The sequence below is a fragment of the Salinispora pacifica CNR114 genome, from assembly GCF_000514775.1.
In the GTDB taxonomy this organism is placed as follows: Bacteria; Actinomycetota; Actinomycetes; order Mycobacteriales; family Micromonosporaceae; genus Micromonospora; species Micromonospora pacifica.
Map to the genome: position 1 here is coordinate 1 of NZ_AZWO01000031.1, position 23,017 is coordinate 23,017.

The window sequence follows — 23,017 nt, forward strand, 5'->3', positions numbered from 1 at the left end:
CGAAGAAGGCCCCGACCGGCACAGAAGTACCAGGTCAGGGCCTTGCTCGTTGGTGCGCCGCCAGGGACTCGAACCCCGAACCCGCGGATTAAGAGCCAGCGTTGATCCGTGCTCTTCTGTCCCATCCGGGCTCAGGGGTCCATACAGTGCTCGTTTCGCGCTGATTCTGCGCCAGCGTAGTCCCACGAAGTCTGCCAGCATCCGAACCGCTCCCACGGCCTCCGAGCATCCGTGGAGCACCCGCAGCCGCGACCGATGGACCGCCTGCCCTGCCGGCGATAGAGGTGGGAACGATGAGGCCGAGTCACGACAACCGAGCTCAGCAGGGGAAGACAGGCATCCAAGGGTGGCACTAAGGTACACACGGTGACAGTCAGCTACGGGATGAGCGAGGACGAGACCTGCAGGGCCTTCGTAATCCCCGCCCTTAAAGCCTCCGGATGGGCAGATGAGCAGATCCGGCCGCAGTTCCGGATCAACGACGGCCGCCTGACACCCACACCCAAGCGTCATGCCCAGGATGATCCCCTGATCGCCGACTACGTGTTGGAGTACACGCCGGACGTTGCCGTCGCGGTCGTGGAGGCCAAGCGGTGGCGCATTGACGCCAACGACGGGGTAGAGCAGGCACGCAGGTATGCCGCGAAGCTGGGACTTTCCTTCGCCTACGCCACCAACGGCCACCAGATTGTAGAGATCGACTACAGCGGAACCGCCCCCGCCATTCGCGACGTCGACCGCTTCCCGTCCCCAGACGAGCTGTGGGCCCGATACGTCACTGACCTGCAGGCTGACACCGAAGTCGGACGAGAACTACTCGAGGCGCCCTACGAACACGGACTGCGAAACTCCGACAACACCGCAAAACGCCCGCGCTACTACCAACGGGTGGCGGTGGCCCGTACGCTCGCGGCGATCACACGCGGCCAGAAGCGGATCCTGCTCGTGCTTGCCACCGGGACCGGAAAGACGATGGTGGCGCTTCAGACGGTCGCCAAGCTCTATCGATCCCGCTGGGTCGACGGGCGTAGGCCCAGGGTGCTGTACCTGTCGGACCGCTCAATGCTCGTCGATGACCCGAAGGATAGATATTTCCTACCGGTCTTCGGGCCAGATGACGTCCACAAGATCAGTGGCGAACCGGTCCAAGGCCGGAAGATCTACTTCGCCCTATATCAGGCCCTGGAGAAAGGTGACGAGGAGGAACTGTTCCGGCGCTACGACGCCGACTACTTCGACCTCGTGATCGTGGACGAGTGCCACCGCGGCAGCGCCCGAGACAACTCGCAATGGCGCCGGGTATTGGAGCACTTCGCCCCAGCGACGCAGATCGGCATGACGGCCACCCCGATCAGCAAGAAGGATGCCGACAACCTCGACTACTTCGGCGACCCTGTCTACACCTACTCTCTAGCCGAGGGCATTGAGGACGGCTACCTCGCGCCCTACCGGGTGCGCCGCGTCCGGCTCAACGTGGACATGGAGGGATACCAGACCGTGCCGGGACAGCGGGACCGGTACGGCAACGAGATCCCGGAAGGGATCTACGGGCCGAAGGACTTCGAACGTGTGATGATCATCCTGGAGCGCACGGAGACCGCGGCGCAGTACGTGATCGATTACCTGCGTTCGACTGCAGAAGACGGCAAGCATGGCAAGACCATCGTGTTCTGCGAAAACAACGACCACGCCGCGCGGATGCGTAAAGACCTGTTCAACGCCGCCTCGGCAGAGGTGAACTCGCGCCACGACTACGTCGTCCGCATCACGGACGCCGACGGGCCGCACGGACGGGCGCTGCTGGACGAGTTCCGCAAGGACGACTCCGACGAACCGGTGATCGCCGTAACGTCCAAGCTTCTCAACACGGGAATCGATCTACCGGCCGTGCGCAACATCGTGCTATTCCGCCGTATCGGCTCAATGCCAGAGTTCAAGCAGACCATCGGGCGTGGCACCCGCCTGTGCCCGGAGATCGGCAAGGGCTCCTTCGACATCATCGACTTCGTCGAGGCCACCAGGCTCTTCAACGATCCGGGGTTCGACGGCCCGCCGCTGCGAGTCGTTCGGGACACGGCAGATGAGCAGGGACATCTGCTGGAGAGTACGCCTGAGGCGCCGGACGGCGACGAGGTCGACCCTGACACCGTCGCTGAGCCGGAGACCGAGTACGTACAAGAGGAGGGCGGTACCTTCGACGCGTCCTCGCCAGACGGGGTGGTGAACGACCCGGACGAGGTGGATCGCATTCGGTCCCGTGGCAGGCGCTACGTGGTTAGCGGCGTACAGGTGTACAAGTGGGGCGAGCGGCGCTACCAGCTGGATACGGACGGCCGGACGATGAGGCTGGTGACGATCCAGCAGTGGGTTCACGATCGCGTCCTGGAACTCGACCTGGCACCGGACAAGCTGCGCTCTCGCTGGGCTGCCGCCAGGAGCCGGCGAGAAATCATGACAATCCTACGAAAGGCCGACGTCGAGGCCGAGGGGTTGCCTGCGGAGTTCGGCAGCCCGGACGTCGACCCGATCGATCTGTTGCTCAACGTGGCCTGGGGACTGCCTCTAGTCAGCCGCGAGGAGCGGCTGTACCGGTTCTTGCACGAGCACCAAGAGTTTCTAGACTCCTTCCAGCCACAGGCCCGACAGGTGCTGGACGAGATGCTGCTGAAGTTCGCCGAGTACGGCTCGCCGCAGCTCAAGCCAGAGACCCTTGCGGTCCGACCCTTCACTGACCTGGGATCGGTGGTGGAACTCGCGGCCCGGTTCGGCGGCGCGCAACCTCTGCACGAGGCGATCGACGACTTGAGCAGGCGCCTAATCGAGGCATCCTAATAGTCATTTTTAGCATCGGGCGACATGCCCGCACGAAACTAAAGTTTTCTTATAGGATTTCGGGATGCTAGGGTAGCCGTGTGCTCCACGACCGTACCGACACGCGAGCCGCCCTCTGGCGCATCGCGAGCGGACAGCGCGGCTACTTCACCGCCAGACAGGCGCTGGAGGCAGGATATTCGTACCAGGCGCAGCGCCACCACGCGCAGCGAGGCAACTGGACCCCCGTCGACCGGGGCATCTATCGCTTTCGAGAGTTCAGCACATTGCCGGGCGGCGCGGACGACCATCTGGTGCGTTGGGCCCTGTGGAGCAGGGGCCGCGCGACTGTCTCGCACACCACCGCGTTGTCCGTCCATGACCTGGGAACGGCCAACCCGTCCGGAATACACCTCACCGTACCGCCCGGATTCCGGCAGAAGGACACCGCCGTAATCCTCCACCGGGCCGACCTCGCCGCCGACGAAATCGAAGAACGTGAGGGCTACCGGGTCACCACACCCGTCCGCGCGATCGCCGAATGCGCAGCCACGCGTGTGGATCAAGACCTACTGGACTCCGCCGTTGCCGAGGCGCTTCAACAAGGGCTGACTACCCATCGGCGTCTCCTTGACGCCGCCCAACGTCTCGGTGCCCGATCGGAACTCGGTGTCGAGCGGGCGCTGCGGGAGGTGCCATGACCGAAAGGTACCGGAGTGCGAGCGCGCTACGCCGGGCCCTCGAAACCCGGCTCAACCAGGAGGCAACCGACACCGGGACCGATCTGGCAAGGCGACGCCGCCTCGTCGTCTTCGACCGCGTCGCAGCCCGTCTCTCGGCCGACCCTACCGGCGGCTGGATACTCAAGGGCGGTGCCGCTCTGGAGTTTCGCCTTCACAGCAAGGCCCGCGCCACCAAGGACATGGACCTCGCCGCCTGCCCTGACGGCGGCCCAGGGCTAGACGGCCGGGAAGTACGAGACCTCCTGATCGACGCGCTCGTGCTCGATGCGGATGGTGATGGATTCCTCTTCCAGGTGTCTCCGCCCACTCCGTTGAAGGCGGACACCGCCGGCCGCAGCGGCTGGCGTTTCTCTCTCGAGAGTCGGCTAGCGGGCCGGACCTTTGCCACCGTACGCATCGACGTCGTTGTGCGTGGTGAGGAAATCTCTCGCATCGAGCGACTCGCCTTGCCCAACACGCTGGCATTCGCCGGAACGCCGCCCAGGGAAATCCAAGCCGTGGACCGCCGCCAACACTTCGCGGAGAAGATCCACGCATTCACCCGAGACTACGGAGGCCGCCCTAACACCCGCGTCAAGGACCTCGTGGACCTGGTTCTGCTCATCGAGAGCGGATTGGCAGCAGACGCTGCCGTGGTCAACGCCGTACGGCACGTCTTCGTGGTACGGGCGACGCACCCGATCCCGGGCACGCTTCCCGACCCGCCTCCGGCCTGGGCGGACACCTACCCCGACATGGCCGAGGGCCTGACCGAAACCCCACCCCGGCTGGAAGCCGGGCTCGAACTCGTGCGCGGCTTCTGGGCCGCATCACTCGACAACGGCAACACTGACCCGGAACAGAAAGATTAAGATGGCATCCGCGAAGACGGGCACCACGTCGCGAGCACGGCTCGCGTCCATCATCAAATCGGCCCGCGACACCATGCGCAAGGACGCCGGCCTCAACGGCGACCTCGACCGGCTCCCCCAACTATCCTGGCTGCTGTTCCTCAAGGCATTCGACCAGCGTGTCGAGCAGGTGGGGCCGATGCTAAACCCCGACTATCGGCCCGCCATCGAGAAGCCGTACCGCTGGTCGGACTGGGCGGCAGATCGCGACTTCAGCGGCGCCGAGTTGAAGACGTTCGTCGACGGGAAGCTGATCCCCTACCTCGCCGGCCTGAAGGACAGCGCCGGCAATGCCGATGATCCGCGCAACGTCCTGTCGACCATCTTCCAAGACGTCATTAACCGGATGCAGTCGGGAACTCTGCTGCGGGATCTGGTGAATCTGGTAGATCAGATCCACTTTGACTCGTCGGACGACATCCACACCATGTCCTTCGTGTACGAGTCGATTCTGAAGGAGATGCGCGATGCGGCCGGCGACTCCGGCGAGTTCTACACCCCCCGCCCGGTGAATCGCTTCATGGTGCAACAGTCTTTTCTCAAGCTAGGCGAGTCGATCCTAGACCCGGCCTGTGGCACGGGGGGCTTCCTGGTGCAGGCATACGAGGAACTTCGACTACTGATCGAGACAGACACCCAGCGCAGGCAAGTACAGGCGAATCTACGAGGCATCGAAAAGAAGCCGCTGCCTTATCTACTGGCCAGTATGAACATGCTGTTGCATAGCATCGATGCACCGCGCCTTATCCGGGACAACGCGCTGCTGCGGATGCGTGACGCCACGGCGGCGGACAGGGTCGATGTGGTGCTGACCAATCCGCCGTTCGGCGGCGAGGAAGAGCGCTCGGTCGTCCAGAAGTTCCCCAAGGGCTACCAAACCCAGGAGACGTCGTGGCTATTCCTTCACGCGATCCTGGATCAACTGAAACGAGATGGCCGCTGCGCAATAGTCCTGCCGAATGGCAGCCTGTTCGCCACGGGTGAGAACAGTATCGGTGCCCGCATCAAGAAGAAGCTGATGAAAGAGTGCAACCTGCACACCATCGTCCGACTGCCGCAGGGCACTTTCGCACCTTACACCCAGATCCCGTCGAACCTTCTGTTCTTCGAAAAGGGCCAGCCGACGGAACAGGTTTGGTTCTACGAAATCTCCCCTCCGGGCGGCCGGCGCAGCTACACCAAGACCAAACCAATGCGGGTCGAGGAGTTCAAGCCCTGCATCCAATGGTGGGGCGGCGAAAAACGCGAGAACCGCGAAGAAGGACCCAACGCTTGGAAGGTCCCGGCAAGCGACATCGAGCAGTCCGGTTACAACCTTGACATTGCAAACCCGCACACGGGCGACGAACTGGCCCACCGCCCGCCGAAAGATCTTCTAAATGATCTCGTCAAGACCGAACAGGAGATTCTATCGCTACTCGAGGATCTGCGTGGACGGTTGGAGGGCAAGCTGTGAAGCGCCGCACCGTTCGAATGGGAGATGTTCTAGTTTTGGGTCGCCGTTCGGTTACTGTGAGTGCTGACGACCAATACGTGGCGCTCGGAATCCGGTCATTCGGGCGAGGAATCTTCCACTATGAACCCTGTAGCGGTCAAGAGCTTACTAAGCTGCCCCATTTTAGGTTCCCACCTGATGCGCTGGCCCTCAGCAACATAAAGGCATGGGAAGGCGCGATAGCAGTAACCGAAAAGGGTGACACTAAATCCGTCGCGTCCAGCCGATTCCTCTTCTATGTCCCACGGCGAGAAGAGGTGGACGTACGGTACCTGCGCTACTACTTTCTAACGCACGATGGTATCCGGAAAATAGGACAAGCGTCACCCGGATCAGCCGATAGGAACAGGACCCTTAGCATGCGGTCCTTCGAGAACATCGAAGTAGAGGTTCCGGATATCGTCGAACAGCGCCGCATTGCCGACAAGCTAGACGGCGCAAATTTGCAACTCATGCACTACAATTCTCTACGCGAACGCTCCATTCGGATCGCTTTACAGCACGCGGACGCACTACTCCAACCTATCGAAAGTCGCGCTCCGCTCTCAACCGCACTGGACCCAAACAGCGACTTTGTGGAGGTCGACCCAGATGGGATTTACCAAACTGCAGGTATCCTGAATCGCGGACGAGGCCTCTTCCGTCGCCCAGCCATCCCCGGAAGAGACACCAAATACACGCGATATAACCGCCTTCACACAAGCCAGTTTGTCTACAGCAAGCTTTTTGGCTGGGAGGGTTCACTCGCGGTTGTGCCTTCCGACTTCGAAGGTGTCCACGTATCACACGAGTTCCCGACGTTCGACATCGACCACTCCGCCGCCGACGTAGAGTACATGGGCCATCTGGCTCGATGGCCCGGCCTGCATAACGCTCTGAAAGATAAGGGCACGGGAATGGGTTCCAGGCGACAACGGGTAAATGTCGACCGGCTCTTGGCGACGGAGATCCCACTGCCTTCACTCCCTCAGCAGCGACGTATCGCGCAGCAGCTCACCACGGTCGGGAGCGCGGTTGAGCTTGGCACGAAGCAAACCGCCCATGTAGCCGCTCTACGTATCGCCTTACTGAACGCGGCTTTCGCCGGAAATCTGTAGTGCGATCGGAGCCCAGCCGCAACCGTGCTGCACCCGGCGCCAGTCCCGGTCCGTGACAACCAGGTGATCCAGGAACTTAAGTCCGACCGCCTCCGCCCCTGCCGCCAAGCGGGCTGTGGCTTGGCGGTCGGACTCGCTGGATTCCACCCGTCCGCTCGGATGGTTGTGGGCTATCCCGAACGCCGTACCTCCGGTCGCCAGCACCAAAGCCAGAACATCTCGGACCGGAAGGAGGGAGCGATCGACCGCGCCTTCGCTGAACACCATCGTCCGCAGCACCACGCTGGCGCTGTCGCAGATCACGACCACCACCCGCTCGTGCCGCAGTCCGGCCAGCAGTGGTCTGGCCACGGCGGCCAGATCTGCGGAGCCACGAAGCCGTCGGCGCCCTTGCGGGTCCGCCGGCCGCACCCGGCGACCGAGTTGGAACGCCGCTGCCACCCGGGCGGCCTTGGCCGGGCCTATGCCTGCCATGCCCGCTGCGATCTCGTGCGCGTCAGTCCGCGACAGCTCGTACAGTCCGCCGTGCCGGGCGATGAGCTGGCTGGCAAGCTCCACGGCGTCGCAGCCATCGGTACCGGAGCCCAGCAGCAGTGCCACCAATTCCCGATCGGACAGGGCCTCCGAGCCTCGGTTGAGGAGCCGTTCCCGTGGCCGGTCGTTGACAGGGACATCGGCGATGCGCATCGCGTGTTCCCTCAGTCCACCGAGTCGAGGTCGACTGGTTCATCGGCTAGGGAATCCGCATCACGGTCCGAACCGATGATCTCGTCTCCTGCTAGCGGCCTGGCACTGCTGCTGGCGACGTTCGTCGGCTCTGCCGCCACCCCGATCAGCTGCAACAGCCGTCGGTGTAGCGTCTCGGACCTCACCCGCAGGAACGTGTCGTAGTCGTCCCGTAGAGCCGCCTGGTACGCGTCCTCGTTCACCAGGCAGGTCCGCAGCCGCTGCCGGAGTGCTCCTTCTCCCTCGATATCGACCAGGTCCCGCAGATATCGCGACGGCGGGCGGGCGGACACCCAGATGTTGCTGTTCGATGTCAGCATGACAAGGTTGCCGCAGACGTTGACCCGAGCGCTGTTGACTCCGCGCGCACGCAGGAAGGCCCGGGGGAAGAAGTGATGGAACTCCTTGTCGTTCTGCCAGGACAAAGCTCTGCCCACATCGATCCGCTGCCCCGTAAGCAAGTCTAGTGGGTCTTCGTACGCGAGGATCAAGGCGAGCAGCTTGCTCGGAGCGTTCCGTTTCGAAAACGTACTATGCCGCCATAGGGCGCTGCGGGGCAGTGCCGCAACCGTGTCGACCTCACCGGCTTCTCCCCGAGCGAACGCGGCTACCGCCTGCGCATCCTGTGTCATCTGTGCCTCGCTCCAGCCCTTGAAGTACTCGCCGCTAGCGGTCAGCCAGAACCAGCGGCGCAACGCGTCGTACTGCACCGACGAGGGCTTTGGCAGCTGCCGGAACACCTCCACAAGCACTGCAAACTGGTTGTAATAGGGCAGCGCGTCGGCGTGCGGAGTGCGGATCTGGGTACTGAGGAAGTCCACCGCACGCTCGGCTGCCTTCCCCGCTTCCTTGACGGCCTCCCGGAGACACGGCTTATCCAACTCTCGCAGGCGGTTGATCTCCTGCCTGGAGAACCCGAAGCCGGCCGCGACCGCGATCGTGCGGAGCATGGTCATGGTGTCCACGCGTCCGTACTGCTTCGCGTCCAGCACCTGAAGTAGCGACTCGATCTCAACCTTGAGATCAAATTCCGGGCTCCACGTACTCGCCCGTGCCACGTCGACGATGTTCATCATCGTGCCGGTGCTGTTGATCCGTACGAAGACCCGCGCCGACTCCTCTGCCGACATGTGGTCCAACGTGACCACGGGGACCAGGTAGTTGGCGAACTGCTCGTACAGGCGCGTGGCGCGTTCTCGTAAGTCGGCGGGAAGCTCGGCAACCTGCCCAAAGAGAAGACTCGCCGAGCTCACCGCACGCATAGGCACGAGATGCGCGGCCATCGCTGCATCCGGGGTGTTATGGAAGAACTGCTCCTTCTGTAGGTCGTAGACGATGTCCCAAGGACCGGTGCCTCCATGCAGGGCACCGAGCACACTGGCCAGCCTCTGCTGGCCATCCAGGATGTATCTCACCGCTCGACCCGGCCGTGGACGTTCCACAGCGAGGCCAGCTACAGTGTGCTCGCTCGCAAGCTGCTCGGTGGTTTCCCACAACAGTAGGCTGCCAATTGGATAGTTGCGCAGGACTGAGTCGAGGAGCTCGAGGACCTGGTGCGGCCCCCACACGAACGCGCGCTGGTACTTCGGCAGCACGATTTCGCCCGTCAGCACGCGATCTGCGAGCCGAGTCATCGGCACGATCGTTGGTTCTGGACCCGCTGGCTGGCGCCATCGGCTTGGTGCGGTCACTGGCCATGCCCCCTGTGTGGTCGCCGGGAGGAGTGTTCTGCGCATCCTATAGAGAGACACCGACATGCCGCCGCGTCGCATTGAATCGGTGCTCACGCCCCTTTCGTGCCGCATCGGCGGGGTACGACCAATGCGGTGGCTTCGGCTGCGGCGTGGGATAGCTCGGGCAGTACGTCCCCGTAGAACTTGGCGGTGAAGTGTGGGCTGGAGTGGCGGAGTCGGTTGGAGATGATTTTCATTTGGACTCCGGCGGCGAGGCCCATGGTGGCGGCGCCGTGGCGGAGGTCGTGGAGTCGGATGGGTGGTAGGCCGGCTTGGGTGGCGAGGTGGTGGAAGTGATCAGTGACATCGGCGGGGTGGAGCCGCTCACCGGTGGGCGTGGTGAACACCAGCCCTGTCCTGGTCCAGGCGACACCTGCCGCTAGGCGTTCACGGTGTTGCCGGGCGCGGTGGGCGCGCAGCACCGCGACGGTCTCGGTGTCGAGGGCGACCGCGGCTTCGCTGTCCGTGGTTTTCGGAGTGTCGATGGCGGTGGCCCAGCCGTGTTGGACGAGTTGCCAGCGGACGGTGAGGGTGGCGGCGTCGAGGTCGAGGTCGTCCCAGTGCAGGCCGCAGGCTTCGCCTCGGCGGAGGCCGGTGAAGGTGATGAGGTGGTAGAGGGCGTAGAGGCGGTCGCCGGCGTCGTGGGTGTGGTCGAGGAATCGGCCGGTGTGTTCGGGTGTCCAGATCATGACGGGGCTGGGTGGCTTGCCGGTGTCGCGCCAGGTGCGGATGCGTTGGTCGGTCCAGATGGTGGGCTTGGGTGGCCGGGCGGTGGGTAGTTCGATCATGAGGGCGGGGTTGGTGTCGAGGTAGCGGTGGCGGCGCATCGCGTCGTTGAGGGCCTTGCGGAGGGTGGCGTGGATGACGTGCAGGGTCCGGTTGCCGACGATCCGTTGGTTCTTGACCTGGGCGCGTTTAGCGGGGTCGCGGCTGGCGCGCAGGGTGGCGATAGTGGTGTTGCGTACGGCGATGGCGTCGTACATGGCGTCGATGTGGCCGGGGCGGAGCCGGTCGATGCGTAGGTAGCCGAGGTGCGGGATCAGGTACAGCCGGATGTGCCCTTCATAGGACCGCAGGGTTCCTGCCTTGATGTTCTTGCGCCCGGCGAGCCAGTCGGTCAGATACGCCTCCATCGTCGGTAGTTCGGTGGGGGTGATGTCCAGGTGCAGCGCCCGCCGGACCTGATCCGGGTTGGGAACGGGCGTGCCGGCTTTCACCGCGGCCTCGATGAGGTCACCGGTCTTGATGGTGGAGTGCGGATCGGTGGGGTCAGGGACGGCGAGCGCGGCCCGGATGCGGTCGAGGACGGTGTCGGCGTCGGCTTGGGTGGTGTAGGGGCCGTGGCGTAGCGGGCGGCGGGTGCCGTCGACGCGGGCGGGGATCTCGATCTGCCAGTGCCAGTGGCCGTGGGTGCGGGACCAGCCACCACCGGGCCGGCGCAGCTGGGGACAGGAGCGTCCCAGCCTGCGGCCCGTGACGCTGTCGCGGCAGCCGCAGCGTTTGAAGGTCGATCCCTTCACTCGTCGTCTCCTGGATGCTCGGTTTGGTGCCGCCAGCGGCGCCGGGTGGAATCCGCTGGTGGCGGGGTCGTTGCATCCACGCTCACCTTCGCGTCGGCATCAAGTCGTCGGTGGTCGTCGGTTGAAGCGGGGTTCCCGACCAGCAGGAGTTGGAGGAGGCCGGCGACCGGGACGATGATGCGGCTGCCTGCCCGGAACAGCGGTACGGGGAACTGGTCGGTGGCGGCGAGCCGGTACGCCTGGGATCGGCTGATCCCGAGCACCGAGGCGGTGGTGGCGAGGGTGGTGGTGACGCCGAGGGCACGGATGCGCTCGATCGTCCACACCTCCCCGATGCCGGGCGCGGTGGTGGTGTTGTCGGTCGTGGTGCGGGTTGTCTGGTCAGCGTGATTCGTGGGGCTGTTCATGATCAGGGTTCTCCTGGTTCTGAGATGGATGGCTGTGCGGTAGGAACGGGGTAGCTCCGTCGGGGTCGACCGGGGCAGGGGTGGCTGCTCCGCCACCGTTGCGCCGCTCCGGTGACAGAGGCGGTGGCGTCGGGTTGGTCGGCACGGCCGGGCTCGCGATCAGCTCAGGTGGTGCCGACGACTCGACCTTGAGGGTCTTGAGCAGTTCGGATATTCGGGTGTTGGACACGGTGTGACCTGCTGCGCGGAGGGCTTCGGCGAGTGCCGCCCGGGTCAGTGCCTGCCCGTCCTCGGCGAGCCGGTCCCGGACCTTTCGCGCCGCTGGCAGCAGCTCGGCCACCGCGCGGGACGGCTGCGGGGACGGTCCCCGGTCCGTTCTCCGCCGTTCCCGTCCGCCTTGTCGGCGACGAGCATCCGGTGAGCGGACGGTCCGGGTGCTGGACCGCTCCCCCGCCGTGAGAGCGGACCGTACCGTCTCGTCCGGTCCGCTGTCCGGAACGGTCCGCCCGGCCTCATCCCGTCGGCCGTCCTCAACCGTCCAGGCGGTGTTGGCGGGCGTGGCGGTGCTGGTCCGGCCGAGGGCGATCTTGACCATGACGAGGAATCCGAGCGCGGGTACGGCGGCGGCGATCCACCCGATGATCGAGGGTTCGGCCTCGACGACCTGCGCTGCCAGGGACAGGGTGACGGCGCAGGTCAGCACGGTGGCGGGGAACACGGTGGAGGTGTGGGCGCGTTTGCGGCGGCGCAGTTCCAGGCCAGAGGCGATGGACATCAGTTCCAGGACGATCGCGTCGGCCCAGGCCAGCCAACCGGGTTGGCCGTGTGCGGCGGCCACGTTGTGGACGTGGGTGAAGCTGGCCGCCCCCGCTGCGCCGCCGATGGCCAGCATGATGACGACCTGGACGATGCCCTCGACGCGGCTATCGCGCGGACTGCCGTCCGGGGCAGGGACCGGCGTTGTCGTGGCCCATCACCTCCTCAGCACTGACCGGTGTTCCGGTCCGTCCGCCAGCGGTAGGCGGCAGGACCCGAGGAACGGACTGACCTGGCGTCGGACAACAGTCGGGACGGGGACCGGACACCGGTCGCGGACCACCCGACGCGGACGCCGGACCGAGACTGGTTCCGCCGCTGTGGGGAGCGGACGATTGGTGCTCTCACGGATCTGTCAGCGCCGACCGCGCTGCTCACGACAGATCCGTGACAGACGCCGGCCGTTGATGTGAGCTCCGCCGCGGAGGTACTGTCCACGGCCGTCGTGCCGTCGCCGATCATGCAGCCGCACCCTCCCGGCCGGATGCGTCAACGGCATACCTGGCCAGATCTGCCAGCCGCAGCCGCTGCCCTTCGCGGCCGGCCACGGCCCACACCGCCGCTGCCGGGCCGAGGCCCGTCATCGCGGCGTGGTCGCGGGCCCCGGTGGCGACCGGGACCGCCAGCGGCACGTCGGCCAGCACGCGGCGTAGGTTGCACTCTCGGGCAGCGGAGTGCAGCCAGAACAGCACCGGCCACGCCCGCCCGATCGCGCCGAAAAGCTCCCGATAGCCGTCCACCTTGCCGGCCAGGATCGACAACTGCTCGGCGCCGGTGTCGTACTCGACGAAGAACGGCACCTCGACATCATTCTCGACCCACCGGCCGTAGCCGTCCGGGCGAACCCTCGGCTGATACGCCCGCACCAGCCCCGGATCCTGCTGGCTGGTGAACGTCCCGGCACGCTGGCACACCATCTCCGGCAACCACTCCACCAACCCGGTGCCCGGATGAGTACGGGCGTGCCCGGCCAGGTCGGTGAAGAAGCCGTTCACCCCGAGGCGGTGAGAGAGGCTGCGGGTGGAGGTCCAGCGTCGCCGTTCCACCCGGGCGTGGTCGCGCCGGGGTGGGCGTTCGTCGCGGCTGGCGGCGACGACCTCGGCACCCATCTGGTCGATGACGTAGTGATACGGATACGAGCCGCCGTCAGCGCGCTGCGGCCGGAACCGGGCCACCAACCGCAACCGATACAGGGTCCGCAACCGGCGCTGGCAGAAGTCCAACGACGGGAACAACGCCTCGGCGATCTGGAACGACGTCAACACCCCGTGGTCGTACAGCCAGCCCAGCAGGACCCGGTCACGGTCGGTCAGCTGCGACTGGACCCGCAGAACCGGATCATCCATCCACCATCGCCTCCTTTCTGATACGTATGCCTTCCCAGGGGGAGAGACCCGAGACCAGGACGGGTCTGTCGCAGCACAACCAGCCAGTGTTGACAGACGGGCTGACCTGCGGTGTGAGCGGGAAATGGGGTCCGTTCGGGTGTCCGGCTGAAGACTGACCCCAGCGGGGACGTCAACCCGGACCCCGCAACGGAGGTCAACACCGAATCTGTCAGCGCCACCGGCAGAAAGCCGGAACGCGGTGAGACAGGATGTACAGAGAACACAAGAGCTCCTTGATCGAAAGAATGTGGGGCGTCGATGGTCATAACGCCATAGGTGTGCGCCGCAGCCACCGCCGGGCGCGGGAGACGACGGCAAGGCGCACTGTGGAGTTTTCAATGAACACGCCAACCGGCACACCGGCCGGCCCGAGGCACGGATCAGGGCAGCAACAAGCCGACACGACCACCAGTGAGGTTGTTGTCGCGGCAGCAGGAACAGCGGTCGCAGTTACGGAGGGCAAGCGGGCGGCAGCGTGCCGCGCTGGCAGCGGGCTCACCTCAGCCTGAGAACAGTAATTCCGGGAATCGTCGACATCACGACGGCCCGGTGGGGCGTCGACTCAACCCGCCGGAGAAAGATCCTTCATGACGACTCCCCTGTCACTCGACACCATCGACAGCCCGCCCACTCCCAAGCCTCCAACGACCGGCGACGCTCCCGAAGGAGCGCCACCACCCCGGCCGATCGAACATGGCGGGCAGACCGTCACGCGGTCGCGTTCGTATCAGTACGCCTCCGCCGGCAGCACCCTGTCAACCAACATCACCGGCAGTCGATCATGACTCTTCCGAACCCATTAGGACGCGCTGGTACCCGTCGACCCGTACTGGTATCCAGTGGTACGAATTCGCTGCCGAAAATGACAGAAAAATCTTGAACCACCCGTTCACTCATCTCACCTTGCGAAACAGCGCTCCCGCTAACCGAGCGGCCAGGGTGCAGGTCGCCGAGGACCCCATCGGTGAGTCGGACCGGCACGGCTTCCCGCACCGGGTCGTAGTCGGTGCGGCCGACGGGTCGGCACTGGCCCGCCGGGCGGCTCGGCTCGCGTAGACGTTGATCCTGATGGGAGCACCAGGCACAATCGCCGGGTGATCACGAGCGTATTCTTCGACGTGGGCGAGACCATCGTTGACGAGTCCCGGGAGTACGGCACCTGGGCGGACTGGCTCGGGGTGCCGCGCCACACCTTCTCGGCCGTCTTCGGGGCGACCATCGCTCGCGGCCTGGACTACCGGGAGACGTTCCAGGTCTTCCGACCGGGCTTCGACCTAACCGAGGAACGGGAGCGCCGGACGGCGGCGGGCCAACCGGAGTCCTTCACCGAGGAAGACCTCTACCCGGATGCGCGGCCGTGCCTGGCCGCGCTACGCGAGTCGGGGCTACAGGTCGGCCTCGCCGGCAACCAGACGGCGCGGGCGGAGACAATCCTGCGTGCCCTGGACCTACCGGTCGACGTGATCGGCACCTCGGACGGCTGGGGTGTGGAGAAGCCTTCCACCGCGTTCTTCGAGCGCGTAATCACCGAGGCAGGATGCCCCGCTGACCAGGTGCTCTACGTCGGAGACCGGTTGGACAACGACATCCGGCCGGCGCAGGAGGCGGGTATCGCCACCGCCCTGGTCCGTCGCGGCCCGTGGGGCTACATCCTCGGCGACAAGACGGTCAGCGACCGATGCGTGTTCCAGCTCGACTCGCTGGCCGAGCTGCCTGACCTCGTACACAAGCACAACCAGTCGGCACGCTAACTACCCGGCAGCGCGGCCCGGCTGGCAGTGAGGGCGGCAACGCTTTCGTCCAGCCGGTACAGGGTCCGCAACCGCCGCTGACCGACGTCCAACGACGAAAAACAAGGCGTTCGCGAGCTGGAACGACGTCCCGACACCGTGGTCGTACAACCAGCCCAGCAACACCCGATCACGGCCGCTCAGCTAGGACTGGACCCGAAGGACCAGATCATTCACCGACTACCACCTCCTTCCCAAGTAGGGAAAGCCCGCCCCCAGGGGAGAAATCCAAGACCGGGCAGGGCCTGTCGACGCGGCGGCGCAGCAGATCCAGGCACCCGCGGGGGCCGACCTCCCTATATTCCTATGTGGGAAGGTCGGCGTTGGCGAAGGCCCCGCCCATCCAGCGGTCGGCCAGCGGCCCGAGACCGGGGCATAGGCGGTCGGCGCTGTCAGCCGGCTGGTAGCCGAGGGCGTCCCAGCCAGTGCGCGGCCACCACGAATCGCGGTTGTCAGAAGTGCCGTACACCGTGAGGAACGGGGAGGTCAGGGGCCGGGTGGCGGCGGCGTACAGCAGGGCGGTGGCATCTCGGGGGCTCAGCCAGGTCGCACGGTGACGGGGCTCGGTGGGGTGATCTCGGTAGCTACCGATACGAACCGCGACGACCTGCATTGTGGTCTTGTCGGCATAAAGGTGGCCCAGCGCCTCAGCGGTGACCTTGGATACCGCGTAGAAGCTGTCGGGGGCCAGCGGCGCGGTCGAGGCGCCGACGGGGTTCAGGCCGGTCACGTGGTGGCTGCTGGCCAGCACCACCCGCCGCACCCGCTGGCGGCGGGCCGCCTCCAGGACGTGGTGGGTGCCGGTGACGTTGTGCTCCACCAACTCCGGGAACGGTCCCTCCTGGGTGATCCCCGCAAGATGCACGACGGCCGCGACCCCAGTGCTGGCCTTCTCGACCGCATCCAGGTCACGCAGGTCGGCCTGAACGAACTCGGCACCCGCAGGCAGCTCGACGGCACAAGCCCGCCGGTCAAGCAGCCGCAGCGACATCCCCTGGGCGGCCAGATCGACCGCCAGCCGGGTGCCGATGCTCCCGGCGGCGCCCGTGAGCAGCAGCCTCACGGCCGGCGTTGAAGCATCGACACCACGCCCGCATCACTGCTCTCGTAGCCGACGCCGCGCAGGACGGCGACCGGGGCCCCACGGCCCCGCTGCCCGAGGATGATCCCGGCCGCTGCGGCGATCAGGTCGGTGAAAGTCTCCTCCTGCCGCTTACCGCCGTGCTCCGTGACGCGCAGCGGCCCCACACCCGCCGCGCCGATCGAAATGACAGTCGCCCCACGCCGGTCGGCGCGGCCGTCGGAGTCCGCGACCACCACCGCCACCTCCGCACCCGTGTGAGCGATCAACGCGTCGCGCAGGGCGCGGGCGGAGGCGTCCGGATCCGCCGGCAACAGCCACGCACCCTGCGGGCCGGCCCGGTCAATCCCGGCGGAGGTGAGCTGGAAGCCGAGCCGGTGCCGCGCGATGATCGGGCCCCTGTCGGTGGCCAGAAAATAGCTGTCGCTGGAATCCACGATCAGCTGCACGACCTCGGCAGGCTTGCCCGTGCGAGCGGACAACTCCAGCGCCTCCGGACCAACCACGACACTGGCCAGGTCGACGTACCGCTTCTCCGCGACACTCACGGCCTTGGAAGCCACCACCGCCACATCCCCGTCCTGCAACTCGGTGCCAGTACAGGCCAAAACGCCGGTGATAGCGCCCGCCAGGTCCACACCAGGCTGGAGCTCGGGAAAAGGTTCCAGCGCGAAAGCGGAGAAACCAGAGGTCGGGATGGCGGTCATCGTCGGGCTCCTGCGGGAGTGAGGACAGCGGTGTACAGGCGGGCGTGTCCGGCGGCGAGTGTCTCGGCCCGCTGCCGTGTGCTGGCGCGTGGTCCCCTGGTCAACCAGTCGGTCACGCGCCGTAGGTAGTGCGGCCACAGCTGACGGGCCGCGTCGCGCACTGGTGTACCGGAGTTGACGCTGCGCCAGGCGTCCGCGACGGGCTCTGGCCATGGGTGTTCATCGTATCTGCCGGGATACGGGCCAAAGCTGTCCAGCGTGGTGAGCATGTCCGAAAGGCGGGCGGATTCCAGGGTGCGGTCGGCGACCCGGTAGTGCGCCGTCGCACCGTCTGACGTGGCCGGTGGCGGTTTACCTGTCCTGGTCAGGTGCAGCAGGACTGGGACAGCCTGGTGATAGATGGCCGCCAGGTGAGCAAAGGACCCGGCGTGCTGTTTGGGCTGGTCGAATCGCACGGAGGCGATGGGCCCGGCGGTGGCGGCGGTCAGCAGCAGGAATGCGTCGATGCCGTAGCCGTCCACGCACGCCGAAAGCTCTGCAGGCAGTGCCCGGGCAGCGCGGAGGGCGGCGTCCAGGGCGGGTCGGGAGAGGGCGAGGTCCCCAGCGAGCGGCTGGGGCACGTCGTGGCCGGTGGTAGCGGCGATAAGGGGTCGGGCAAGGTGGTTGGTGAGGTTGGCTTCGTCCCAGTGCCGCGGGTAGTCCGCGACTGCTATGGCGGCCCCAGCCCGTACGCGGTCCAGTAATGCGGCGTAGACGGCCGGGTCGGGGCCCCGGGTGTCGGTGTCCGCGATCAGTACAGCATCGATGCCGGCGAGGTCCGGAAGGTGGGCTGCGGCCAGGATCTGGGCACCCTTGCCCCGGACCAGGCCGGTCAGCGGCACCTTGGCCGCCCGGGTGGCGGTGGTGGTGAATTGGTCGGCGGTCGCCAGGGTGTCGGAGGAGTCGGCGTGGACGATGATGGACCGGTGCTCGGCGAGCGCGGTGTCAACGGCGGTGGTGACCGCGGCGATGGTGGCTGGCTCGTTGCGGCTGGGCAGGATCGCGGCGGAGTTCATCCGGCCTCCTTGGTCAGCAGGTCAGCGGCGGTATCCGGGTCGGGGGCGTATAGGTAGTCGAACGGGCCAACGGCGAGCCGGGCGATGAGGTGGCTGCGCCAGCGGGCCAGGGCGGGGCTGTCCAGGGGCCACACCGGTCCGTATGGCACGCCGGCCACGCCGGTGATGGGGGTGGGAAGGCCGGAGATGTAGCGGCCCAAGGTCTCGTGCAGTCGCAGCCGCTCGTTTACCGACAACGGCACGGCAGGCGTCAGCGACGCGGTGTCGAGCGCAGGGTGGACGGCCATGCGCACAACCCGGGCAAGCGGGGCCAGGCCGGTCGCGAACGGTTCCAGGGCGAGCTGAGGCTTGGGCGCGAGCGGCCGAGCGGGGTCGCGGATAGCGGCGGTAGGTTTGCCGGGCCACACCGACACCCGGCCATCGTCGCTCTCGCCAAGGACGACCACGTCATCTCCGGCATGGGTCCATCCCTGCGCCGCGAGGGCGAGTGCGGTTGATGTCTTGCCTGCCCCCTTCGCGCCGAGTAGTAGTACGGCCTGCCCGTCGGGCGCGATCAGCGCTGTGGCATGCACGGTGGCCTTGCGCTGGTGCTGGCGTGCACGTTCGAACGCGGTGTAGGTGACGTAGGCGAGAGAGTTCGAGGCGGCCACGTGTGCCGGTAGCCGGAGGCGCACGGTGACCGCCGCGACGGTGACGGCCGCGGCCCCCGTGGTGACTTCGACGTCCACGGCTTCCGTGGCGGGATCTGCTGTCAGGGTCCAGCCGCCGGGCAGGGCCCGGCTGGCGGCCTGCGCCGCGGTGGTGTCCAGGTACTCGGGCAAGGCGAGGCGGGCGGAGATGTGGCCAGTGACGAGCCGGTGCACGGTCATCTGACTGCTCGCTCCAGGGCGGCCAGCAGCTCGTCGACCGGGGCGACGGCGGGCAAATACCGCCCGGTCAGCAGGTCTGCCATCCAGTCTGTGCGGGACAGCGTGGCCCGCACCAGCTCCTCGGCCGGCCCGAGCGGCGCCGGGTTAACCGTGGTGATCTCGATCGAGGCGGGCTCGTCGTAGCGGGCGCCGTTGCGCCACAGCAGGGCGATACGGCATGGTCCGAACTCGGTGGCTACCGCGTGGGCGGCGGTATCGGCGAGCCAGCCGCCGACCTTGCCGACGTGGTAGGCCGGGTTCTTCCCGAACGTCGCCTCGTTCCCGGCCAGGTGGGCACCGCTGATCACGCCGGTGCGGGCGTTGCCCCGGCCCACGAGGCCATCCTCGCCATAGTCGACAGCCGACCCCGAGAGCGTGAAGTACTGGCCGGAGATGGGCCCGATGCGGGAATCGCGGGTGTTGCACAGCACCGACACCCGACCCGGCAGCCGCTGGGCAAGGAGGTCGGTCAGTTCGCCGGCGGCAGAGGTGACCGCCTCGGCGAACTGGGCGGAGCTGCTCAGGTGCCCGGCCAGGGCGGGCACGCACACGGTCACCGTCCAGGTCGCGCCGTTGCGGACGGCGAGGGCCTTGATGTCGCTGCCTGCCCACGCGTGGCGGCGGAACCACGCCTCGGCCAGCAGGGCCACGGCCTCAGTGACCGTGCGTGGGGCCGAGCCGACGAGGTAGGCGGTGTCGTTTGAAAACGGCCTCGGCCTCTCGGGCAGATCGTCCAAGGAACGGGGGGCGAACCAGTGGGAAAACTTGGAGGAGTTGGTCGTCTCGTGTCTCACCTCCAGCTGCACGCGGTCGAAGCCCGGCAGCGCGGTACGCAGGTGGTCAACGGCCGCGTGCTCGAGGATCTCCCGCACTGGCAGTTCCTGGCCGGCGAAGCTGGTGGAGATCCGGCCGCCGAAGACGACTCGCAGCGGCCGGTCGTACACACCGTCGGTGTCGCTGAAGGCGGCCCGGCCGCCGAAGACGGCGACCTTGTCCAGGTTGTGGTGCAGCACCGCCCCCACGGTGTCCAGGCAGTGCCTGCTGTAACGGATGGAGGCGAGCTCAGCGATGCCGTCGGCGAGGGTGTCGGGGTGGCCGACCCCTTTGCGTTCGACGACCTCGACGGGCAGCTCATGCGGCAGCGGCGTACGCAGTCCGGACGACGCGGGCATCGCGGTAGACACGATCGATCACCTCCAGAGGGCGCCGTAGCGCCGTCATCGAGAACAGGCAGGGGTGGGCCGGATGGCCCTCGGCAGCGTTCAACGCGGCGGCGTACATCGCGCGCCGCAGTTCCTCATGCGTGGGGGCGGCGGCGATCTCGCCGAGTCCGGCTTCAAGGTTCCGCCCGCGTACGTGAAGCCGACGCCCGTCGGTGAGGTGGAGGATGAGCTCGTGGGCCGGTGGGCCGGGGTGGTCGACCCGGGCGTTGATCTGCACTGTGGCCCCGCCGGACAGGGCGAGTACGGCGATGACCTGGTCCTCGGTCTCTGCCAGGCCGCGGCTGTGGGTCACCGTTGCGTTGACCATTTCGACGTCGCCGGGCAGCAGCCGCAGGGCGAGTGCCAGGCCGTGGATGGCTTGCTGGTGCAGGATTCCGCCGGCATCCGCGTAGGTGCGGCGCCAGCCGCGGAAGTATCCGGGATCTCGGTGCACGCTCAGAAGCACGTCGGCGCGTGTAACAGCAGGAGGCATCGCGAGTAGGGCGTTCAGGCCGGGGGCGAAGTGCGGCTGGAACGCGACGAAGATCCGCCCGTCGCCCGGCTGGGGCACCAGGGCCGCCGGCTCGGTGGTGCAGGGCTTCTCCACGAGCACGGCGGCTCCGGTCTGGGCTGCTTCCCGGGCTACCCAAAGCGCGGTCCCCGGCGGGGTGGCCACCACAACCAGATCCGGCGTCGCGGCGCTCAGCGCCGCCCGCCACGAAGCAAACACCGGCACGCCCCTGGGGACATCGACGCACGGGTCGGGGTCAGCGACCCCGGCGACTAGCACGCCGGGAACGCCGGAGAGTGCGGCCAGGTGTTTGGCTCCGACCTCCCCCGCTCCTACCAGCAGCACCCGCTTCATGCCACACCGCCGGGAACAGCGGAGCGCAGGAACGCGGCGCCAGAGGTGAGGGCGTCGGCTGGGGTGTCGCGCACATGGGTCTCCAGCGCGTACGGCAGCACGGGCTGGGCTGCGTGCAGCAGCGGTAGCACCTGGCCGTAGGGCACCACACCCTCACCGGCCGGGCAGAACACCCGGCCACCACCGTCAGCGGCGGGCCGGTAGTCCTTGACGTGCACGTACCCCACGTACGGGGCGAGGGAGCTGACCACCTCACCGGTGGCTTGGCCGACCTCGTGGAGATTCGCCACGTCCAGCCACAGTCCCAGGCCCTGCCCGTAGTACCGATCCAGGACCTCGAGCAGTGACTCGGCATGGGCGACCGTGCACACTGGCTCGTTCTCCAGCAGCAGCCGCACCCCAGCCGAGTTCGCCAGGTCCAGGGCTTTTACCAACAGCAGGTCACCGAGTAGCTGCTCGGTGAGTTCCGGCTCGACCCGCAGGTGGGAGAAGACCCGCACCACCGGGGCTCCGAGGATGACGGCAGCCTCAACGGCCCGCTCAATCCAGCCGAGCCGCTCCTCGGGCGGAACCTGGGTGGGAAAGCCGAAGGTGTCCACCCTCTCGGGCGTCGCCTCGGGCCGGCACCACTTCCACAGCGGCGAAGCCAGCGCGGCCACCTTCAGGCCTCGCTCCTCGGCCAGCGTACGGAGGTACCGAACCCGGTCGTCGGGCAGCGTAACCGCATTGGCGCCCTCGGCTGAGCGGATCTCCAGCTGACCAATGCCCAACTTCACCGCCAAGTCCATGCCCGGCACTGGATCGGAGTTGAGTTCGTCAGGGTTGAGCACCAGCCTGCTCGCCGGCATTTTGTCCACGGCCGTCTTCTCCTTCAGTAGTAGGTAGGGGCGGGAGACCTCCCGCCGCTAATAGCCCGCGACCCGGTAGCCGCGACCGCAAGGCCAGGGCGATAAACGATCGCCTTGCTTCGTTAGCGCAAGGGTGAAAACGCGGGTTAGGCGGCACCTCCAGCATCGAGCAATGCGCCAGGAGCAGATAAGGATGTCAAGCAGTCGGTGTTGCCTGCTGGAGAACGCGCTCTGCCCAGTCCGCCTGCGGACACGGGTGAGGCGCCAGCCGCGCCCACATGTCGAGGCATCCGGCACAAATTCCATCGCGCTCAACATGGACGCTACGCAGTGCAATTGCCTGCTCAGTCAATTCGACTACCGTGTTCGACTCGCCATTCAGGGGCATTCTTGCGGTAACCGGTAGCGGTGGCACGGTCACTGGTTTAACTGGCATACCACTTCACCTCCCACTCTGATAGTCAGGACGACTTACCCACAGATAGCACCGACGGCGCCCGCCGCGCGTTTGCCGTGGGAGCTGCCGTTACACGATGGTGAGGTCTGCTTGCCAGCAGCCCGCGATCACCAACTCGTCTGGCATTGATTAGCTCGGGTCGGGTAGCGCCAGGAGTTCGGCGAGGCAGCCGAAGTGAAAGCCAGAAGACTTTCGCCGCCTGCTCGAACTGGGCGCATGGGCCGGGGCTGCGGCAGGTAATGCACGCTCCGGATGCACTGCTGGTTGCATGTTGCTGCAACGCTATTTGCGCTTGTTCGACCTTTTCGCCACCGTGGTAGGTCGCCATGCCTGCCTTCCGTTTCGACCGATGTGGACCAGGTGCGCCGCGCTGGCGATCTTGATGTGTCACTCCCGCGGCGCACCCAAACTGGGTTGCTACCGATACGGCCCAGAACATGTGCCGGCCGAGACCGGTGGCGTCATCGCGGTCGAGCCA

General features: G+C 66.5%; 19 protein-coding genes. 6 read left to right on the plus strand and 13 right to left on the minus strand.

Annotation, left to right across the window (positions count from 1 at the left end):
* Nucleotides 1-366 precede the first annotated feature (366 nt).
* The 5 genes from hsdR to B118_RS32175 all read left to right on the plus strand — a co-directional run bounded on the left by hsdR (nucleotide 367) and on the right by B118_RS32175 (nucleotide 7,036).
* Nucleotides 367-2,832, plus strand: a complete 2,466-nt coding sequence (gene hsdR / locus B118_RS0118435; protein ID WP_155256565.1) for an EcoAI/FtnUII family type I restriction enzme subunit R — start codon at nucleotides 367-369, stop codon at nucleotides 2,830-2,832.
* 80 nt (nucleotides 2,833-2,912) lie between these two features.
* Nucleotides 2,913-3,512 (plus strand): type IV toxin-antitoxin system AbiEi family antitoxin domain-containing protein, encoded by a 600-nt coding sequence (locus B118_RS0118440; RefSeq protein ID WP_028193189.1) that lies wholly within the window; start codon nucleotides 2,913-2,915, stop codon nucleotides 3,510-3,512.
* Nucleotides 3,509-4,405 carry a nucleotidyl transferase AbiEii/AbiGii toxin family protein gene (locus tag B118_RS0118445; protein ID WP_028193190.1) on the plus strand — a complete coding sequence of 299 codons (897 nt, stop codon included), beginning with the start codon at nucleotides 3,509-3,511 and terminating at the stop codon, nucleotides 4,403-4,405. Before B118_RS0118440 ends, B118_RS0118445 begins: the two co-directional genes overlap by 4 nt.
* 1 nt (nucleotide 4,406) lies before the next feature.
* Nucleotides 4,407-5,900, plus strand: coding sequence for a class I SAM-dependent DNA methyltransferase (locus tag B118_RS0118450; protein ID WP_043541560.1), 1,494 nt, complete (start codon nucleotides 4,407-4,409; stop codon nucleotides 5,898-5,900).
* Nucleotides 5,901-6,298: 398 nt separating this feature from the next.
* Nucleotides 6,299-7,036, plus strand: a complete 738-nt coding sequence (locus B118_RS32175) for a restriction endonuclease subunit S (protein ID WP_162173354.1) — start codon at nucleotides 6,299-6,301, stop codon at nucleotides 7,034-7,036.
* Here the strand turns inward: B118_RS32175 and B118_RS28545 are convergent.
* From B118_RS28545 to B118_RS0118480, 6 genes are all read right to left on the minus strand, one after another.
* Nucleotides 7,004-7,723, minus strand: coding sequence for a JAB domain-containing protein (locus tag B118_RS28545; RefSeq protein ID WP_050592833.1), 720 nt, complete (start codon nucleotides 7,721-7,723; stop codon nucleotides 7,004-7,006). The two genes, B118_RS32175 and B118_RS28545, sit on opposite strands and share 33 nt — an antisense overlap.
* An 11-nt stretch (nucleotides 7,724-7,734) precedes the next feature.
* The gene (locus B118_RS28550) at nucleotides 7,735-9,396 is read right to left on the minus strand and encodes a GmrSD restriction endonuclease domain-containing protein (RefSeq protein WP_162173355.1); all 1,662 of its coding nucleotides are present in this window, start codon (nucleotides 9,394-9,396) and stop codon (nucleotides 7,735-7,737) included.
* A gap of 149 nt (nucleotides 9,397-9,545) precedes the next feature.
* Nucleotides 9,546-11,015 carry a tyrosine-type recombinase/integrase gene (locus tag B118_RS0118465; protein ID WP_028193192.1) on the minus strand — a complete coding sequence of 490 codons (1,470 nt, stop codon included), beginning with the start codon at nucleotides 11,013-11,015 and terminating at the stop codon, nucleotides 9,546-9,548.
* Nucleotides 11,012-11,422, minus strand: a complete 411-nt coding sequence (locus tag B118_RS0118470; protein ID WP_028193193.1) for a hypothetical protein — start codon at nucleotides 11,420-11,422, stop codon at nucleotides 11,012-11,014. The genes B118_RS0118465 and B118_RS0118470 overlap by 4 nt, the downstream gene beginning before the upstream one ends.
* Nucleotides 11,397-12,317 carry a DUF2637 domain-containing protein gene (locus tag B118_RS0118475; RefSeq protein ID WP_337588124.1) on the minus strand — a complete coding sequence of 307 codons (921 nt, stop codon included), beginning with the start codon at nucleotides 12,315-12,317 and terminating at the stop codon, nucleotides 11,397-11,399. The genes B118_RS0118470 and B118_RS0118475 overlap by 26 nt, the downstream gene beginning before the upstream one ends.
* 379 nt (nucleotides 12,318-12,696) lie before the next feature.
* Nucleotides 12,697-13,584 carry a replication-relaxation family protein gene (locus B118_RS0118480; protein ID WP_028193195.1) on the minus strand — a complete coding sequence of 296 codons (888 nt, stop codon included), beginning with the start codon at nucleotides 13,582-13,584 and terminating at the stop codon, nucleotides 12,697-12,699.
* A gap of 1,136 nt (nucleotides 13,585-14,720) precedes the next feature.
* On the opposite strand from B118_RS0118480, the gene B118_RS0118490 reads away from it, so the two are divergent.
* Nucleotides 14,721-15,377 carry an HAD family hydrolase gene (locus tag B118_RS0118490; protein ID WP_028193196.1) on the plus strand — a complete coding sequence of 219 codons (657 nt, stop codon included), beginning with the start codon at nucleotides 14,721-14,723 and terminating at the stop codon, nucleotides 15,375-15,377.
* A gap of 343 nt (nucleotides 15,378-15,720) precedes the next feature.
* Here the strand turns inward: B118_RS0118490 and B118_RS0118495 are convergent, their stop codons facing one another.
* The 7 genes from B118_RS0118495 to B118_RS0118525 are packed head-to-tail and all read right to left on the minus strand — an operon-like array spanning nucleotide 15,721 to nucleotide 22,082.
* Complete coding sequence (locus B118_RS0118495; protein ID WP_028193197.1) at nucleotides 15,721-16,479, minus strand: NAD-dependent epimerase/dehydratase family protein; 759 nt, start codon at nucleotides 16,477-16,479, stop codon at nucleotides 15,721-15,723.
* Nucleotides 16,476-17,204 carry a coenzyme F420-0:L-glutamate ligase gene (locus B118_RS0118500; protein WP_028193198.1) on the minus strand — a complete coding sequence of 243 codons (729 nt, stop codon included), beginning with the start codon at nucleotides 17,202-17,204 and terminating at the stop codon, nucleotides 16,476-16,478. Before B118_RS0118500 ends, B118_RS0118495 begins: the two co-directional genes overlap by 4 nt.
* A complete protein-coding gene (locus tag B118_RS0118505; protein WP_028193199.1) occupies nucleotides 17,201-18,259 on the minus strand; it encodes a glycosyltransferase family protein in 1,059 nt (352 codons plus the stop codon). The genes B118_RS0118500 and B118_RS0118505 overlap by 4 nt, the downstream gene beginning before the upstream one ends.
* Nucleotides 18,256-19,128 (minus strand): phosphoenolpyruvate carboxykinase (ATP), encoded by an 873-nt coding sequence (locus B118_RS0118510; RefSeq protein ID WP_028193200.1) that lies wholly within the window; start codon nucleotides 19,126-19,128, stop codon nucleotides 18,256-18,258. The genes B118_RS0118505 and B118_RS0118510 overlap by 4 nt, the downstream gene beginning before the upstream one ends.
* Nucleotides 19,125-20,339 (minus strand): methionine adenosyltransferase, encoded by a 1,215-nt coding sequence (locus B118_RS0118515; RefSeq protein WP_028193201.1) that lies wholly within the window; start codon nucleotides 20,337-20,339, stop codon nucleotides 19,125-19,127. Before B118_RS0118515 ends, B118_RS0118510 begins: the two co-directional genes overlap by 4 nt.
* Nucleotides 20,299-21,234: a Gfo/Idh/MocA family protein gene (locus B118_RS0118520; protein WP_028193202.1), complete on the minus strand. Its 936-nt coding sequence runs from the start codon at nucleotides 21,232-21,234 to the stop codon at nucleotides 20,299-20,301. The genes B118_RS0118515 and B118_RS0118520 overlap by 41 nt, the downstream gene beginning before the upstream one ends.
* Nucleotides 21,231-22,082: a sugar phosphate isomerase/epimerase family protein gene (locus tag B118_RS0118525; RefSeq protein ID WP_043541564.1), complete on the minus strand. Its 852-nt coding sequence runs from the start codon at nucleotides 22,080-22,082 to the stop codon at nucleotides 21,231-21,233. The genes B118_RS0118520 and B118_RS0118525 overlap by 4 nt, the downstream gene beginning before the upstream one ends.
* Nucleotides 22,083-23,017: the final 935 nt, after the last annotated feature.